Annotated in this window: 11 protein-coding genes and 1 pseudogene; 4 read left to right on the top strand and 8 right to left on the bottom strand. The window is 71.5% G+C overall.

What is annotated here, in order from left to right:
• Entirely contained in the window at positions 1-1,260 is a 1,260-nt protein-coding gene (locus G6O68_RS08405; RefSeq protein WP_165246557.1) for an argininosuccinate synthase, read from the bottom strand.
• A 934-nt stretch (positions 1,261-2,194) separates the two neighbouring features.
• Here G6O68_RS08405 and G6O68_RS32715 point away from each other — a divergent pair.
• Positions 2,195-2,692, top strand: a complete 498-nt coding sequence (locus tag G6O68_RS32715) for a hypothetical protein (protein ID WP_165246556.1) — start codon at positions 2,195-2,197, stop codon at positions 2,690-2,692.
• Positions 2,693-2,883: 191 nt separating this feature from the next.
• Here the strand turns inward: G6O68_RS32715 and G6O68_RS33530 are convergent.
• From G6O68_RS33530 to G6O68_RS08380, 4 genes and pseudogenes are all read right to left on the bottom strand, one after another.
• Positions 2,884-3,057, bottom strand: a pseudogene (locus tag G6O68_RS33530) (ACT domain-containing protein); the annotation flags it as partial.
• 142 nt (positions 3,058-3,199) lie between these two features.
• Positions 3,200-3,934, bottom strand: a complete 735-nt coding sequence (locus tag G6O68_RS08390) for a YebC/PmpR family DNA-binding transcriptional regulator (protein WP_165246555.1) — start codon at positions 3,932-3,934, stop codon at positions 3,200-3,202.
• A 170-nt stretch (positions 3,935-4,104) separates the two neighbouring features.
• Positions 4,105-5,274, bottom strand: a complete 1,170-nt coding sequence (locus tag G6O68_RS08385; RefSeq protein WP_165246554.1) for a TlpA family protein disulfide reductase — start codon at positions 5,272-5,274, stop codon at positions 4,105-4,107.
• 121 nt (positions 5,275-5,395) lie between these two features.
• On the bottom strand, positions 5,396-7,186 hold the full coding sequence (locus G6O68_RS08380) for an aspartate kinase (protein WP_165246553.1): 1,791 nt from the start codon (positions 7,184-7,186) through the stop codon (positions 5,396-5,398).
• 351 nt (positions 7,187-7,537) lie between these two features.
• On the opposite strand from G6O68_RS08380, the gene G6O68_RS08375 reads away from it, so the two are divergent.
• Together G6O68_RS08375 and G6O68_RS08370 are read left to right on the top strand one after the other, a co-directional pair.
• Positions 7,538-8,587: a hypothetical protein gene (locus tag G6O68_RS08375; protein WP_165246552.1), complete on the top strand. Its 1,050-nt coding sequence runs from the start codon at positions 7,538-7,540 to the stop codon at positions 8,585-8,587.
• Positions 8,588-8,769: 182 nt separating this feature from the next.
• Complete coding sequence (locus G6O68_RS08370; protein ID WP_165246551.1) at positions 8,770-10,095, top strand: UDP-glucose dehydrogenase family protein; 1,326 nt, start codon at positions 8,770-8,772, stop codon at positions 10,093-10,095.
• Here the strand turns inward: G6O68_RS08370 and G6O68_RS08365 are convergent.
• The gene (locus tag G6O68_RS08365) at positions 10,050-11,249 is read right to left on the bottom strand and encodes a tetratricopeptide repeat protein (RefSeq protein WP_165246550.1); all 1,200 of its coding nucleotides are present in this window, start codon (positions 11,247-11,249) and stop codon (positions 10,050-10,052) included. The two genes, G6O68_RS08370 and G6O68_RS08365, sit on opposite strands and share 46 nt — an antisense overlap.
• A gap of 313 nt (positions 11,250-11,562) precedes the next feature.
• Between G6O68_RS08365 and G6O68_RS32345 the strand changes: the two genes are divergently transcribed.
• Entirely contained in the window at positions 11,563-12,975 is a 1,413-nt protein-coding gene (locus G6O68_RS32345) for an RNA polymerase sigma factor (RefSeq protein ID WP_206108048.1), read from the top strand.
• On the opposite strand, the gene G6O68_RS08355 is transcribed toward G6O68_RS32345, so the two are convergent.
• Both G6O68_RS08355 and G6O68_RS08350 read right to left on the bottom strand, forming a co-directional pair.
• Positions 12,976-14,454, bottom strand: coding sequence for a hypothetical protein (locus G6O68_RS08355; RefSeq protein ID WP_165246549.1), 1,479 nt, complete (start codon positions 14,452-14,454; stop codon positions 12,976-12,978).
• 519 nt (positions 14,455-14,973) lie between these two features.
• Positions 14,974-15,528, bottom strand: a complete 555-nt coding sequence (locus G6O68_RS08350) for a hypothetical protein (protein WP_165246548.1) — start codon at positions 15,526-15,528, stop codon at positions 14,974-14,976.
• Between the last annotated feature and the right edge of the window lie 12 nt (positions 15,529-15,540).

Genomic DNA, 15,540 nt, shown 5'->3' with positions numbered 1-15,540 from the left:
TCACCGGGCCTTGTCGGGCGGGATGATGCTGGGGAGTTCCAGGCGGGCGCCGCCGGCCTTGGAGTTGAGGAGCTGGTGCTTGGCCTGGGTGGTCTGGCCGAGGCCGTGGATCTTGATGAAGCCCATGGCGGCGGTGGCGTCGTACTGGTCGCCTTCCTCGTACGTCGCCAGCTCGTGGCGGTAGAGGCTGTGCGGGCTCTTGCGGCCGACGACGATCAGGCCCCCCTTGTACAACTTCATCCGGACCACGCCCGAGACGTACTGCTGGTTGGAGACGGTGAACGCCATCAGGTCCTGGTGGAGCTGGCTGAACCAGAGGCCGTTGTAGATCAGGTCGGCGTAGGTCTGGCTGACGTGCGTCTTGAACCGCTGCGATTCCTTCGAGAGCGTGAGGAACTCCAGCTCCTTGTGGGCCTCGTTCAAAAGGACCGCGCCGGGGGCCTCGTAGATCTCGCGCGACTTGATGCCGACGAGGCGGTTCTCGATGTGGTCGATGCGGCCGACGCCGTGCTTGCCGGCGGTCTTGTTGGCGGCCTCGATCAGCTCGATGCCGTCCATCTCGACGCCGTTCCAGGCGACCGGGCGGCCCTGCTCGAAGGTGATCTCGACCTCCTCGGGCTCGTCGGGGGCCTCGCGGGGGTCGACGGTCCACTGGAAGGTCTCGGCCGGGGGCTCGACCCAGGGGTCTTCCAAAATGCCGGCCTCGATGGACCGGCCCCAGAGGTTCTGGTCGGTGCTGAAGATCGACTTCTTGGTCGCCTCGACCTCGATGCCGTGCTTGGCGGCGTACTCCAGCTCCTGCGTCCGGGTCCACTTCCACTCGCGGACCGGGGCGACGATCTTGAGGTCGGGCGCGAGCGTCTGGAAGGTCACGTCGAACCGGACCTGGTCGTTCCCCTTGCCCGTGCAGCCGTGGGCCACGGCCGTCGCGCCGTGCTCGCGCGCCACCCGGACCATCAGCTGGGCGATCAGGGGCCGCCCCAGCGCCGTGGCGAGCGGGTACTTGCCCTCGTAGAGCGCCCCGGCCATCAGCGAGGGCCAGACGAAGTAGTCGATGAACAGGTTGCGGGCGTCCTCGGCGACGGCCTCGATCGCGCCGGTCCTCAGCGCCTTGTCGCGGATCGCATGGATGTCCTGCCCCTGCCCGAGGTCGCAGGTGTAGGCGATGACGTCCATGTCGTACGTTTCGTTGATCCACTTGACGGCCACCGACGTATCGAGGCCGCCGCTGTAGGCGAGGACGATCTTCTCACGCGCCACGGCTGTGTGCTCTTTTCTCTGGGGCTGTTGCTGAGGACGAGGTAGGAAAACGGACCCGCGCCGGCCCTCGGTCTCGGGCCGCCGCACCCGCGCGCACCCCCACCCGAACGGGACCCGGCCCGGCTTCCATTATTTCGGCTGGCGGCCGGTTTGACAAACCCGTTCCGACGGGCCGGCCCAGCCGACCGGCCGCACTCCGAACGACGATCGTCCGGGCGTCCTCGAAAACGACCCCCCTCGCGATCAGGTCACCCCAGTCCGACCCGACGCTTCAGGCGAGGGCGACGCTCGCGAACGGATGCACCAGGGCCGGAAGACGCCATCCGCGTCGAACGCGAGGTCGGAGCCCACCGCCTCCCGACCCGCGCCGAGTCGGCTCGCGGCGGCCGATCGCCGAGGGCGTCCTTGACCGCGAGCGGATGTTCCCCGAGGCGAAGCCGTCCCGCCCGGCCGCCGCGAGATGGGAAGGATTGAAGGAAGCCGGGCTCGCCCTGGAATTCATCAAAGCTCAAAATTCGGCTGCAAGCGCCGATTAATTCCAGTCTCGTTCCTGATTTGTCTTGAACCAGGCCGACTTGTTGTGAATGATCATGGTCGCAGCGAGAATCCACATCAAGATCGCCACTTCTCACGCGAGGATTCGGCCGTCTCCTTGACGCTGGGCGTCGGTCTGCACTCAGGCGCGGGCGCCGCGCACCTTCTCGGTCGCTGATCGCGCCTCGTTTCTTCGATCTCGACGGTCGCGCCTCGGCGGGGATCCAATCGACCCGCGCCGCGGGTCGAGCCGGGCTCATCATCGTGGATGCGCGTCGTCGAACGCGCTGCTTCGTCCTGGCGCTGCGAATGGCGGCGGCTTGGATACCGGTCTTCCGTTTGATCGGCCGAGTCGTCAGGTGCCGACCCCGCATCGGGAATCGTCCCACAGGAGTTTCGGATGGAAGAAGCAACCCAGCAACAGGCCGCCAGGAAGAGGAGACGCCTTTCCATCGACGGCCGGCTTCTCGCGATCCTCGGGCGTCGCAATCCCGCCATCTACGACATCATCCCCCAGGGGCCGCTCAGCTACCTCTCCAGGGTGTCGCTCAACCCCCAACCGCTGCCGCCGCACGAGCTGGGCGCCGCGATCGCGTCCGAGTTCATCCGCAACGTCTGGTTGACCGAGCGGTTCGGGCAGGACCTCGGGGTCGCGTTGCGCGACCTGGAGGACTGGTGCCCCACTCCCCCGAGGCCGCCGAAGTTTCCGCCGTGGTGGCCGCCGATCCCCATCCCTGACCCGCACCCGGATTGGCTCACGGACTACCACCTCGGATTCGCGGCCCGTCTGGCGGCCGCCACGGCGGGGGCCGACGGCTCGCGGTTCGGCGAGACCCTGGCCCAGGCGCTCGATCGATCCGTCGCCGCGGTCGAGACGGCACTCAGTCGAGCGACCTGACCGCCGCCCGGGCGAGTCGCGGATCGCCGGCGTCGGCCGCGCCTGCGCCTCCCGGATCGTGATGGCGGTCGCGGCGGTCCCCTGTGGGTCGGGGAGGATGTCGAGACCCGGCCCCGGCCGTGCGCCGGGGCGTCTCGGGCCCCTCGAACGATCCCCGCCCCACCGCCCCCGTCGAGGGCGAAGGCCTCGCGGAGGCTTTGCAGGGCGAGTCGGCCGCCGGCGGCGTCGGCGCCGACGTTGATGCGGACCTCGCTGGTGTTGATGAGCTTGATGTTGATGGAGGCGTCGGCCAGGGCGCGGAACATGGCGGTGGCGACGCCGGTGTGGGTCCGCATGCCGACGCCCGAGACGGCCAGCTTGGCCAGGTTCGGCTCGACGGCGATCTGGCCGCCGGCGAGCGGGCGGACGGCGGCCGCGGCGTGGTCGGCGCTCTCGCGAGGGACGGTGAACGATAGGTCTCTGTTGCCAGGCCGTCGGAGGACCGAGGACGAGAGGGTCGCGAATCCGTCACGACTCGGATTCGCCCGCCAGCTCGACGTTATGGTAAATCTCCTGCACGTCGTCGCAGTCGTGCAGCATATTCATGAGCTTCTCGAAGACGACCAGGTCGTCGCCGGCGAGGGTCTTGCTGGACTGGGGGAGGAAGGTGATCTCCTGGACCTCGAACTCCAGGCCGGGGAACGCTTCCAGGAGGGCGGTCTTGGCCTTGAAGAACTCGGCGGGGGGGGCGAAGACGGTGGTGGTGCCGTCCTTGCACTCGACCTCCTCGACGGCGACGTCGGCGGCGAACAGGGCCTCGATGACCTTCTCCTCGTCGTCGCCGGGGAAGGAGAGGACCGCCAGGTGGTCGAAGGACATGACCACGGAGCCGTTGGCGGACAGCTTGGAGTTCGTCTTGTTGAAGCAGTTGCGGACGTCGGAGATGGTCCGGGTGTTGTTGTCGGTCAGGCAGTCGACGATGAGCAGGGAGCCGCCGGGGCCGAAACCCTCGTAGCGCGCGGGCTGGAAGTCCTCGCCCCCCGCGCCGGCCGCTTTCTGGATCGCCTTTTCGATCACGTGGCTGGCGACGTTCTCGCGCTTGGCCTTCTCGACCATGGCGCGCAGGGCCGGGTTGGCGTCGGGGTCGGGCACGCCGTTCTTGGCGGCCATGTACAGCTGCCGGCCGTACTTGGAAAAGAGCTTGGACTTCTGAGCGGAAGTCTTGAAGATCGAAGCCTTGCGCTTCTCGAAGATCCGTCCCATGCGAATCCCACCTGCTTGTTCGGGCGACCGGGGCGTGATCCCGGGCGAGCGGCCCGGGGCGGCCTCGGCCTGTGAAGCCGTCGAATGAAGATGCTCGATGCGGCGATTGTACCGGATCTCGGCCCCGGCCCGGTACGTCGGAAAGTCCTCGCGGTCGGCGGACCCCTCTTTCAAGGTGAGGCCGGCGCCGGCTCGATCTCGGCGAGGAGCCTTTCCACGGCGCGGTCCAGGTCGTCGCCGCGGGGGTCGACGAAGCGGATGACGCCGCGGGCGTCGAGGACGTAGACGGTCGGGTAGTGGTCGACGTTGTAGCGGGCCTGGATGGGGCCGTCGAAGCCGCCGTCCCAGAGCGAGGGCCAGTCCATCTTCTCGTCGCGGGTCGTCTGCAGGGCCTTCTCGCGGTCCTCGGGGCGGTCGGCGTCGACGCCGATGAAGGCGAACGGCCGGCCCTTCATGCGGGCGACCAGCTCGCGCTCATGGGGGACCATCGCCATGCAGGGCTGGCACCAGGTCCCCCAGAAGACCAGGGCCACGACCTTGCCGCGATGGTCGGCCAGGTCGAAGCGGCCGCCGTCCAGGAGTTCGCCGACGATCGCGGGCGCGACCCGCCCGACCTGCAGGCTCGGGGCGTTGGCGATCCAGGCCAGGGCGCCTTTCGCGCGGTCGGCCAGCCGGTACGAGCCTTCGAGCGACCGCTCCTCGGGATGGTCCGCGACGATCCGCTCGAAGTGGCGTTTGGCCTCGTCCATGGCGCGATCGCGGCCCGAGGCGTCGGGCCCTTTCGCGCGGGCCAGGTGCGACTCGGCGAGGGCGTAGGCCGCCTGGGCGCGCGAGCGGCCGTCCGGGCCCTCCGCGGCGATCTTCTCCAAAAGCCGCCGGCTCGACTCGCGCCGCGAATGCCGCAGCAGCGGGCAGAGCGTCGCGATGCGAGGGTCGCCCAGGTAGCGATCCTCCACGAAGGCCGCCAGGTCGTCGTCCAGCTCGGCGCCGATCAGGAGCAGGCCGTCGAACGCCGCCGGGTCGTCCGGATGCGCCTTGATCAGGGCCGCGACCTCGTCGCGGATGGCACCGTGATCCCGCCGGGCCCGCTCGATGGACTTCCGGATCTCGGGCGAGCCCCCCGCCGCCCCCGCGCGCCGGAGTTCGGCGAGTTCGGCGGACTGCGCCCGGGATCGCTCCTGGATCTTCCGCTTCAGGTCCCGGAACCGCTCCGCGAGGGGCCGATCCGCCCCGACTTCGGCGGGCTTCGTCTCCGGGGCCGGCTCCTGCATCGCCAGGCCGGGCCGACAGGTGAAGGCGGCCGTCAGGGCGAGGAGGGCGACGAGCGGTCGGAAGGCCATGCGCGGGGCTCCTGGGTGCGGGGAGGCGTTGGAGTCTGCATCAGGAATGCCTGCGACCGCGAGCGATTCACCCGAGAGCCGGCCGGGATCCCCGGGCGGACCCCGGCCGTCGCCGCGTCCGTCATTCTTCGTCCAGCGCGAAGGCCTTGCGGAGGCTCGCCAGGGCGAGCTTGCCGCCGGCGGCGTCGGCGCCGACGTTGATGCGGACCTCGCTGGTGTTGATGAGCTTGATGTTGATCGAGGCGTCGGCCAGGGCGCGGAACATGGCGGTGGCGACGCCGGTGTGGGTCCGCATGCCGACGCCGGAGACGGCGAGCTTCGCCAGGCGGGGCTCGACGTCGACGGACCCGCCGGCGAACGGGCGGACGGCCTCGGCGGCGCGGTCGGCGGACTCGCGGGGGACGGTGAACGAGAGGTCGGTCTTGCCGGCCAGGCTGACGTTCTGGACGATCATGTCGACGAAGACGCCGGCGTCGCCGATGGCGCGGAAGACCCTGGCGGCGTAGCCGGGCTCGTCGGGGACGCCGAAGAGCGCGACGTTGGCCTGGGTCTCGTCCAGGTCGACGCCGGCGATCACGAGGTCTTCCATCCCCTGCGGCAGCGCGGGGTCGGCGGTCGGGTCGGCCAGCGGGACGAGCTTCATGGCCCGGCCGGTCGACGGGGTGGGGAAGAAGGGCTCCGGGGCCTGGGCGTGGACCATCTCCAGCAGGAACGCCTTGTGCACGGCGCGGAGGGCGGCGGCGGCCTTCGGGCGCTCGACCAGGACGCTGATCTTGATCTCGCTGGTGGTGATCATCTGGATGTTGATCCCCTCGTCGGCGAGGGCCTCGAACATCGTGGTGGCGACGCCGGTGTGGGTGCGCATACCCAGGCCGACGACCGAGACCTTGGCGACGTCGGCGTCGTGGGCCACGCCCGCCGCGCCGACGGCCGCGGCGGCGGCCTCGGCGGCCGAGAGGACGTCCGGCAGGTCCCCCTTGGCGACGGTGAAGCTGACCTCGGCGAGGCCCTCGACGGCGACGTTCTGGACGATCATGTCGACGACGATCGCGGCCTTCGAGATCGTGTGGAAGATCGTGTGGACGACGCCCGGGCGGTCGGGGACGCCGTGGATGGTGATCCGGGCCTCGTCCTTCGCGAGCGCCGCGCCGGTGACGGCGACGCCCAGGCGGCGGGCGTCGGACTCGGCGACGATCCAGGTGCCGGGGGCGTCGGAGAAGCTGCTGCGGACGTGGATCGGCACGCCGTACTTCTTGGCGAACTCGATCGACCGCGAGTGCATCACGCCGGCGCCGAGGCTGGCCAGCTCCAGCATCTCGTCGTAGCTGATCCGGTCGATCTTGCGGGCCTCGGGGACGATCCGGGGGTCGGTGGTGTAGACGCCGTCGACGTCGGTGTAGATCTCGCAGGCCGACGCGCCGAGGACGGCGGCCAGGGCGACGGCCGTGGTGTCGGACCCGCCCCGGCCCAGGGTGGTGATGTTGTAGTTCTCGTCCACCCCCTGGAAGCCGGCGACGATGACGATCCGGCCCTCGTCGAGCGCCGCCTGCATCCGCTCGGTGGAGATGTTGCGGATCCGGGCCTTGGCGTGGAAGCTGTCCGTCACCAGGCCGATCTGGGCGCCGGTGAAGCTGATGGCGGGGACGCCCAGGGCCTCCACGGCCATCGCCATGAGGGCCACGCTGACCTGCTCGCCGGTGGAGAGGAGCATGTCCATCTCGCGCGCCGGGGGGCGGTCGTTGATCTCGCGCGCCAGGGCGACGAGCTCGTCGGTCGTGTGGCCGCGGGCCGAGACGACGACCAGGACCTGGTCCCCCCGCTGATGCGCCTGGATGGCCCGCCGGGCGGCGGCCAGGATCTTGTCCGAATCGGCGACGCTCGTCCCGCCGAACTTCTGCACGAGCAATGCCACTGTCGACTCCCGTCTCGCCCTGGGTCCGGCGCCGCGCCGGCCTTCGTCCCGAATCGAATCGGCCCGCATCTTCGCCCGCCGGCGGCCCGATCTTCGCTCCGCTTCCCGTCGCGCCGCCGCGCGCGGGCCGGGCGGCGGGCGACCCATTCTAACGCCTGCCCCGCCGGCCCGCGAGACGTCGCCCGGCGGGGGGCGTCGTCCGCGGGGCGGCTCCCGGCCCGATTTCGTATTTCAAGCGCGAGGCCCCGGCTGCTAGGCTGATCCCGGGCCGGCGCGCCGCCCGCGGCGAGGGGCCGTCGGGCCCGGGGCGCCCGGCGATTGATTCCGATTCCTTCGCTGCGGGACGGGTCCATGTCGACGATCGCGGAGCCCACCTCCGACCGGGCCACCATCGTGTTCTGCATCGAGGCGGGGCGGCTGGAGAGCGAGTCGCTCCTGATGCTGGAGTCGCTCCGGCGCTGGGGGGGGCCGATCGGCCAGTCGCGGGTGCTGGCGGTCCTGCCGCGCCGCGACCGCCGGCTGTCGCCGGCGACGCTGGCCGGGCTGGAGTCGTACGGCGTGGAGCTGCACGACGCCTCGCGCGAGAACGAGATGACCTGGTACAACTGGTACAACAAGGTCGTGGCCGTGCGGCTGGCGGACCGGCTGGCGACGACGCCGGTGGTGATCTGGCTGGACAGCGACGTCCTGGTCCTGCGCCCGCTCTCCGAGCTGGGGCTGCCGAACGGGGCCGAACTCGCCGCCCGCCGCGAGCCGGTGGCGCCGGCGATCCGCGAGCCGGGGTCGGGGACCGAGCGGTTCCTGGGCTACTGGCGGCGCGCCTGCGACGCGGTCGGGGTCGACTGGGACGCCGTCCCCTGGCTCCTGGCCGACGGCCCCAGCCCCCGCCAGCGGATCGCGTTCTGCGCCGGGGTCTTCGCCTTCCGCCGCGGCCTGGGCTTCTCCGAGGTCTACGCCGACTTCACCCGCCGGATGATCGAGGCGGGCGTCGCTTATTATGACAACGTGTTCTGGCACAACGAGCAGAACGCGGTGATGCTGGCCATGGTCAAGCTGGGGCTGCGGTTCCGGGAGCTGTCGCGGCAGGAGCACCACATGCTCTACCAGGGGATGCTGGAAGGCCCCGGCGCGGCTCCCCTCGTCCCCGACGCCCGGCTGGTGCACTACAGCCGCTCGCGCGACCCGGAGCACTGGCCCCGGTTCATGGCGAGGATCCGGGGGGAGCTGCCGGAGTATCACGACTGGCTGCTGGGCCACGGCCCGCTGGTCCAGGTCCGGTTCCCGAGGGACCCGGCCTTCCTGGCCCGCAAGGCCTACCGCAAGGTCTACACCGAGCTGCTGAAGCGGAAGTGCTCGCGGGTCACCGCGTCGTGGAACGCCCGTAACGGGGGCGTGGCGTGACCGCCCCGCGGGTCCGTCGAACTTGCGGAACCGGAGCTACGTTTCCATAATAGGCCCCTGCGACGCCCCGGCGCGTCGCGGGGCGGCGCCGCGGAGCGGCCCCGCCCTCCCCACGTCCGGCGCGATCGGCCCCGCCCTCCCCCCGGTCGCCGAGACGATCCCCCAAAAACGAGAGAGGCCCCGTGAAAATCGCAGTCATCGGAACGGGATACGTCGGGCTGGTCCAGGGGACCTGCCTGGCCGAGAGCGGCAACGACGTCGTCTGCATCGACAAGCTCGAGGACAAGATCGAGGGTCTGAAGCAGGGCCGCATCCCGATCTACGAGCCCGGCCTCGCCGAGCTGGTCCACCGCAACTACCGCGACGGCCGGCTCAAGTTCTCGACCGACCTGGCCTCGGGCGTCGCCGAGGCCGAGATCGTCTTCATCGCCGTCGGCACCCCCCAGGGGGACGACGGCGGCGCCGACCTCTCGGGCGTCTGGGCCGTCGGCCGCCAGCTGGCCGCCGCGCTCAACGGCCCCAAGGTGATCGTCATCAAGAGCACGGTCCCCGTCGGCACCAACGCCGAGCTGGCCCGGCTGATGAAGGAGCACGCCAAGGTCCCGTTCGACGTCGCCAACAACCCCGAGTTCCTCAAGGAAGGCGCCGCGATCGAGGACTTCAACAAGCCCGACCGCGTCGTCGTCGGCGTCCGCCGACCCGAGGTCGCCGAGACCCTGCACGAGCTGTACGCGCCTTTCCTCCGCACCGACCGGCCGTTTTTGGTCATGTCGCCGGAGTCGGCCGAGATGACCAAGTACGTCGCCAACTGCCTGCTGGCCACCAAGATCAGCTTCATCAACGAGATGGCCAACCTCTGCGAGGCCTACCAGGCCGACGTCAACGACGTCCGCCGCGGCATCGGCCACGACCAGCGCATCGGCTTCCACTTCCTGCACCCGGGCGTCGGCTACGGCGGCAGCTGCTTCCCGAAGGACATCCGCGCGGTCGTCCACATGGCCCAGACCCGGGGCCTGGAGCCCCGGATGATGCTCGCGGTCGACGAGGTCAACGAGGCCCAGAAGCAGGTCCTCGTCCGCAAGGTGACCGAGCACTTCCACGGCGACCTGGCCGGCAAGACGATCGGCGTCTGGGGCCTGGCCTTCAAGCCCCGCACCGACGACATCCGCGAGGCCCCGGCCCTCGTCCTGGTCGACGCCCTGCTCGCCGCCGGGGCCAACGTCCGGGTCCACGACCCCGAGGCCATCCCCAACGTCCGGGCGATCTACGGCGACAAGATCGCCTACTGCGACCGCCCCTACGGGGCCCTCGAAGGCGCCGACGCCCTGGTGATCGCCACCGAGTGGAACGAGTTCCGCAACCCCGACTTCGAGGTCATCAAGCGGCTCCTCGCCCGCCCCGTCGTCTTCGACGGCCGCAACGTCTTCGACCCCGAGCGCATGGTCGAGATGGGCTTCACCTACTACGGCATCGGCCGGCTCGTCCCGGCCGCCCCCGTCGAGGTCTGAGCCGGCGCCGGCGGCGCCGCCGGCAGCTCACGCCACGCCCGGGCCAGCCGATCCAGGCCGACCCGGGCGCAGGCGTCGGCGATCGTCGCCCGCGCCGAGGGGCGGTCGACCTTCGCGAACGCGTCCTCCAGCGCCGGGCCGAGCGTCATCGGGTCGAGCGCCTCGCGGATCCTCGCGGTCGCCTTCGCCTCCTTCGCCGCCTCCTCGCGACGGCCCAGGATCGTCAGGGCCCGAGCCAGGCGGTAGTGCGTCCGCCAGTCGTGCGGGGCCGCCTCGATCGCCCGCGCGAGGGGGCCGACGGCCTCCTCGGGGCGGGCGTCGTATTCCAGCTTCCAGCGGCCGACCAGCCGGTCGTATCGGCCGTCGCGCGCCGGTTCGGGCCAGGCGTCGAGCACCTCGCGGCCCCGCTCCACGTCGCCGCCGTCGGCCAGCAGCGTCGCCAGCGCCTCGCGCGCCGAGGGGCTCCCGGAATGCCTCGCGACCAGCTCCTCCAATCGGGCGAGCCGGGTCGGCCGGTCGGGGTCGTCGGACCTCGGGTCGGCGCCGATCCGACGCTGGAGGGCGGCCTCGGCCTCCACGTCCTCGGGGTCGGCCGCGATCCACTTCTTCAGGGCGTCGCGCGCCAGGTCGTCGGGGAGGTCGGAGATGGCGGCCAGGGTCAGCTCGCGGAGCACCGCCGCGCGGTCCTCCGGCGCGACCGCCTCGAACGCCTCCCAGCCGACGGCCGAGGCGTCGAACCAGCGGTCCTCCACCCGGAGGATCTCCAGCCGCAGCGCCCAGGCCTTCGCGAGCTTCGGGTCGGCCGCCGTCGCCTCCCGCAACGCGGCCTCCCCCTGCGCGGCCCGGCCGAGCGCCAGGCAGGCCCGGCCTTCCTCCAGCCGGGTCGCCGCCGTCGCCGAGGGCGAGGCGTTCACCCGCCGCCAGAGCGTCAGCGCCTCCCCCCAGTCCTTCCGCGCCGAGGCCGCCTCGGCCCGCCTGCGGACCGCGTCGATCCCCTCCGGCCGGGTCGCCAGGAAGATCGCGACGAGCGCCAGCACGGCCGCGAACGCGAAGCCGACGCGCCTCGCCGTCAAGGCCGACGACCGCGAGGCCGCCTCGACGCGAGGCGCGGGCGAAGGTCGGCTCGGGCGACGAGGCGTGCGACGACGGGCCATGACGCGATGGATTCCGATCCTGGGTCGAGAGCGGACCACGACGTCCTTCCCCCTGAGGGAAGGTGGCCCGAAGGGCCGGATGAGGGGGAAGACCAGCAAGGAGGCCGTCTGGATCTCGGATCGTCCCAGTGGAGCCGCCCGCGGGCCCCTCGCCCGGACGCCCCTCCATCCTGCCCGATCGGGCCCGATTTGAGAATCCCTCGGGCCTGCGCGTCCGACCGCCTGGGGGAATCCCGCGCGATCTTCGAGAATGTTGGAACGATCGGGCCCGGTCCGGGCAATCCAGGCATCGAAGGCGCGAGGGGGCGATCGGATGGCGGACGACGGGACGGTTGCGGGGCGGCACCTGCGGGCGATCTTCGGCGGCGGGGGCGGGCTCGGCCTGACCGACGGCGAGCTGCTCGCGCGGTTCGTCGCCGGCGGGGGCGAGTCGGCCGAGGCGGCGTTCGAGGCGCTCGTGGAGCGGCACGGGCCGATGGTCCTGCGCGTCGGCCGGGGCGTCCTGCGCGACCGGCACGCGGCCGACGACGCCTTCCAGGCGACGTTCCTGGTCCTCGCCCGCCGCGCTCCGGGCCTCCGCGTCCGGGGCTCGCTCGGCCCCTGGCTGTTCGGCGTGGCCCGCCGCGTCGCCGCGCACGCCCGGGCCGACGCCGCCCGCCGGCTCCGCCACGAACGCGCCGCCGGCGAGGCCTCGGCCCGATCCGGGGATGGACCGGAAGCCGTCGACCTCGCGCCCGCGCTCCACGAGGCCGTCGCCGCCCTGCCCGACCGCTACCGCGCTGCGGTCGTCCTCTGCGACCTCCAGGGGATGACCCACGATCAGGCCGCCCTCGCCCTCCACTGCCCGCCGGGGACCGTCAAGAGCCGCCTCGCGCGGGGCCGCGAACGCCTCCGCGAGCGGCTCCTGCGCCGGGGGGGCGTCGAGGCCCTCGGCTCCCTGGCGATCCTCCGCGCGGGCGAACCGCTCTCGGCCGCCCTCATCCAGTCCGCGACGCGGCTCGCGACCTCCTCCGGGCCGATCCCGGCTTCCATCCTGTCGCTCTCACGAAAGGCGATGCGAATCATGTCGTCCTCGACCTGGAAGCCCCTCGCGGCGGGCCTGGGCGTCCTGCTCGCCGTCGGCGGCGTCGTCGCGGCCCTGTCGAACAGGCCCCCCGATCCCCCTCCCGCGCCCGTAGCCGCCCCCGAGCCCGCTCCCGCTCCCGAGCCCGAGCCCGAGCCGCCGACCGTCGCCCGCTCGCTCAAGACAGCCGCCCTCGACGTCGACGACCTCGTCCGGGCCGCCGGGGTCCACCTGTGGAAATACCAGCTGCAGGGGCCTGCCGGGACGCGGTTCCGCGTGGTCTTCCGCGAACTGACGGCGGCCGACGCCCCTCCCCGAATCGTCGAATCCCAGTCCTTCCGGAAGAAGGAAGACGGGCCCGTGACCTTGGTCATCCAGATTCGGCCGCCGGACGGGCGCTTCGCCGGCGTCCTGTTCGGTCGCGAGTTATGGGCCGCGCTGGCGACGAGCTGTAACGGCTGCGAGCCGGGCGGCATTACCTCGGTCATGCTTCTCCCTTTTCGAGATCGCATGGAAAGGGGAGGGATGACGACGCACGGCCACCGCGCACCCCCGACGGCCCCGGGCGAGACCGTCGTGATCACCACCGCGCCGGTGCACGTGGACGGCGAGCCGTTCTCGCCCTACCCATGCGCCCAGCTGGTCATCATTATGGACGAGTGATCAGAACCCCGCCATGCGGATGACCTCGTACGCCTCGTAGACGGCGGCGACGGCCAGGACGATCGCGACGAGGGCGTTGCCCCTCACGTTGATGGCGAGGGCCCCGAGGTATCGGCGGACGAAGCCCTGGGGGCCGGTCGGTTCGGGGGTCTGCTCAGGGGCCGGGACGGCCGGCGCCGGCGCGTCGCCGAACGCCAGGTCATCCTCGGCCGGCGGGCGGGAGACTTCGCGGACCGGGCCCCGGCCGAACAGGTAGATCGGCACGAGCAGGGCGAAGAACGTGGCCAGGATGTAGCCCTCGCCTTCCAGGAGCAGCGTCCCGGAGTGGGGGATCATCCGGCGAGCCAGCAGGGACTCGGTCGGGCCCAGGAGGAGGCCCCAGGTCGAGGCGCGGAAGAGCGACAGCAAGACGCCCGAGCCCGGCACGATCAGCGACGGCAGCGTGATCGCCGCCAGCGAGCCGAGCGGGAAGTTCACCAGGAACGTCACGACCGCGGCGTACGGGATGGACCCGGTGCGATACGCCTGCCCCGCGACGGCCAGCGGCCCCTTGCCCCCGCTCCCCAACTCCGACGACACGATCGACATCAGGTACGCGTTCAGCTCCGGCAGGCCGTACGCCGCCAGCGAGCCCAGGACGTACAGGCCGAAGTACGCCAGGTGCAGCCCCCAGATCAGCCGGGGCCTGCCGGCGATCTCGCGCAGGGCGGGCGCGAACAGCGTCGAGGTCGACCGCTCCGCCAGCCGACGGTAGAGGGCGATCAAGAGCCCGGAGCCCCCCAGCAGGAACAGCGCCTGGCCGGACAGGTAGAGGAGGAACGTCGACCCGTCGGGCCGGAGCCGGGGGGTGACGAGCTGGAACCGATCCCTGGGATACGCGGCCAGGATCCGCTCGCCCAGCCCGGCACCGCCGGCCTTCGCGTCGGGCGCGCGCAGCAAGGTCGCTTCGAGCGATTCCACATCCGGCCCGGCGGGCGCCTCGTCGAGCTTCGCGTCCGACGGGACGAGGTAGGACGAGGCGAAGAGCGCGACGTCCGGCTTGAGCTTCCCGACGACCCGGAATCGCCGGTCGCCGACGGTCAGGTCGCCCTCGTCCGCCTCCGCGCCGGCGAGGACCTCGTCGGCGTCGGCCTCGGGAAGCCGCCCCGAGCGCAGCCAGGGGCTCAGCGCGGCGAACTCGCCGGGGGGGAGCCCGATCAGCTTGGGCGCGACGAGGGCCGCGAACCGCGAGGCCGCCCTGGGGTCGTCGGCCGCCATCGCCTGCGTGAACCCCGCGGCGGTCCCCGACAGCGGCAGCAAGACGACCCGCGTCCCCAGCGCCGAGGCCCCCTCGGGCGCGGCCTCGGCCCCCCCCTCGCCGATCGCCAGCATCGCCGAGCCCCAGGGTGCCGACGGGTCGACCGCCATCCGCCGCTGATACGTCCCGACCATCAGCCCGAACCCCGCCGCCGCGACGATCCCCCAGGCCCAGGCCCGCATGAACGCCCCCTCTCCGGTTCGACTCGACGATGGAATCCTCGATGGATTGTCCGCCCGCGCCCGTCCCGCCGCAACCCCCGCTCGACAGGGCCGGTCCCTGCCGCGCCTCGTCGTTTCGCGGCGGAAAGCGGCCGCAGGCCGGATGAGCGGGCGGCGCGCGGAAGCCGCCGGAGGGCCGGGGGGACCGGCCGTCGGCGGGCGGGGCGGTCACGACCCGACGCGTGATCCGGGCCCGTGGGAACCCTCAAGGCGACGCGGCGACCGGAAGCGGCCGCCGGGTTCTCCCGGAGATGATCCGACTTCGATGGACGGGGACTTCCGTCGTCGGAATGGCCTTTATGTTGCGTTCGCTCGTCCTGTCTCAAGAACGCTCGTTTTTGAGACGCAACGCCGTGGAACGTGCTTCAATATTCGCCAGGCAGCCACGTAGGTCGAGTGCGTTCTCTGCATGGTCTGACGCCTTCCCTGAGCTGTCGTTCCGCCTGCATTTTCGTCGGTGCCGACCGACCATCCAGAAGCTCAGGCGAAGTCCAAGGCGTACCCGGCTTTCTCCGATTCCACTTCCTCGAAGACCGCACGCCACTCGCCGAAGTGGGCGAGGAACCGCCCCGCGTCCTCGAAGGCGTCATTCACCCACCCCTTGTCCGTCAGGCGTGCCCACGCGACCTGCACGTCCTCCGTGACCCGCTCGGGCTCCCGCAGCCGCAGGCAGTGGAGCATGTCCACGACGTTGCCCGGGCTCATCAGCGGGACCGGCTCGCATCCACTGCCCGGCCCCTGGTAGTCCTCCGGGTCGAACGCCCGATGCGGCTTGTACCAGACGGGCAGCTTGAAGCCCTTCCATTTCGGCAGCGAGTCCAGGGTCGTCGCCTGCACGAGCCAGTCGACGGCGAAGACCGTCTCCTCGGGTAAGTGCTTCCTCATGGCTGCGTAGCACTCGACCCACGCGTCCTGCTGCCCCGAGTCGTCGCGGGTCAATCGGGAGGTGGTCCCCTCGGCCCAACAGTCGGGCTTGGGGAAGGACCGCAAGAACTTCTGCCAGTCGACCTTCAGCGGCACCACTTGCCAGCTCATGCGTCCTCACTC

This window comes from Paludisphaera soli, from assembly GCF_011064595.1.
Lineage (GTDB): Bacteria > Planctomycetota > Planctomycetia > Isosphaerales > Isosphaeraceae > Paludisphaera > Paludisphaera soli.
This window is presented reverse-complemented; position numbering and strand designations above follow the sequence as displayed.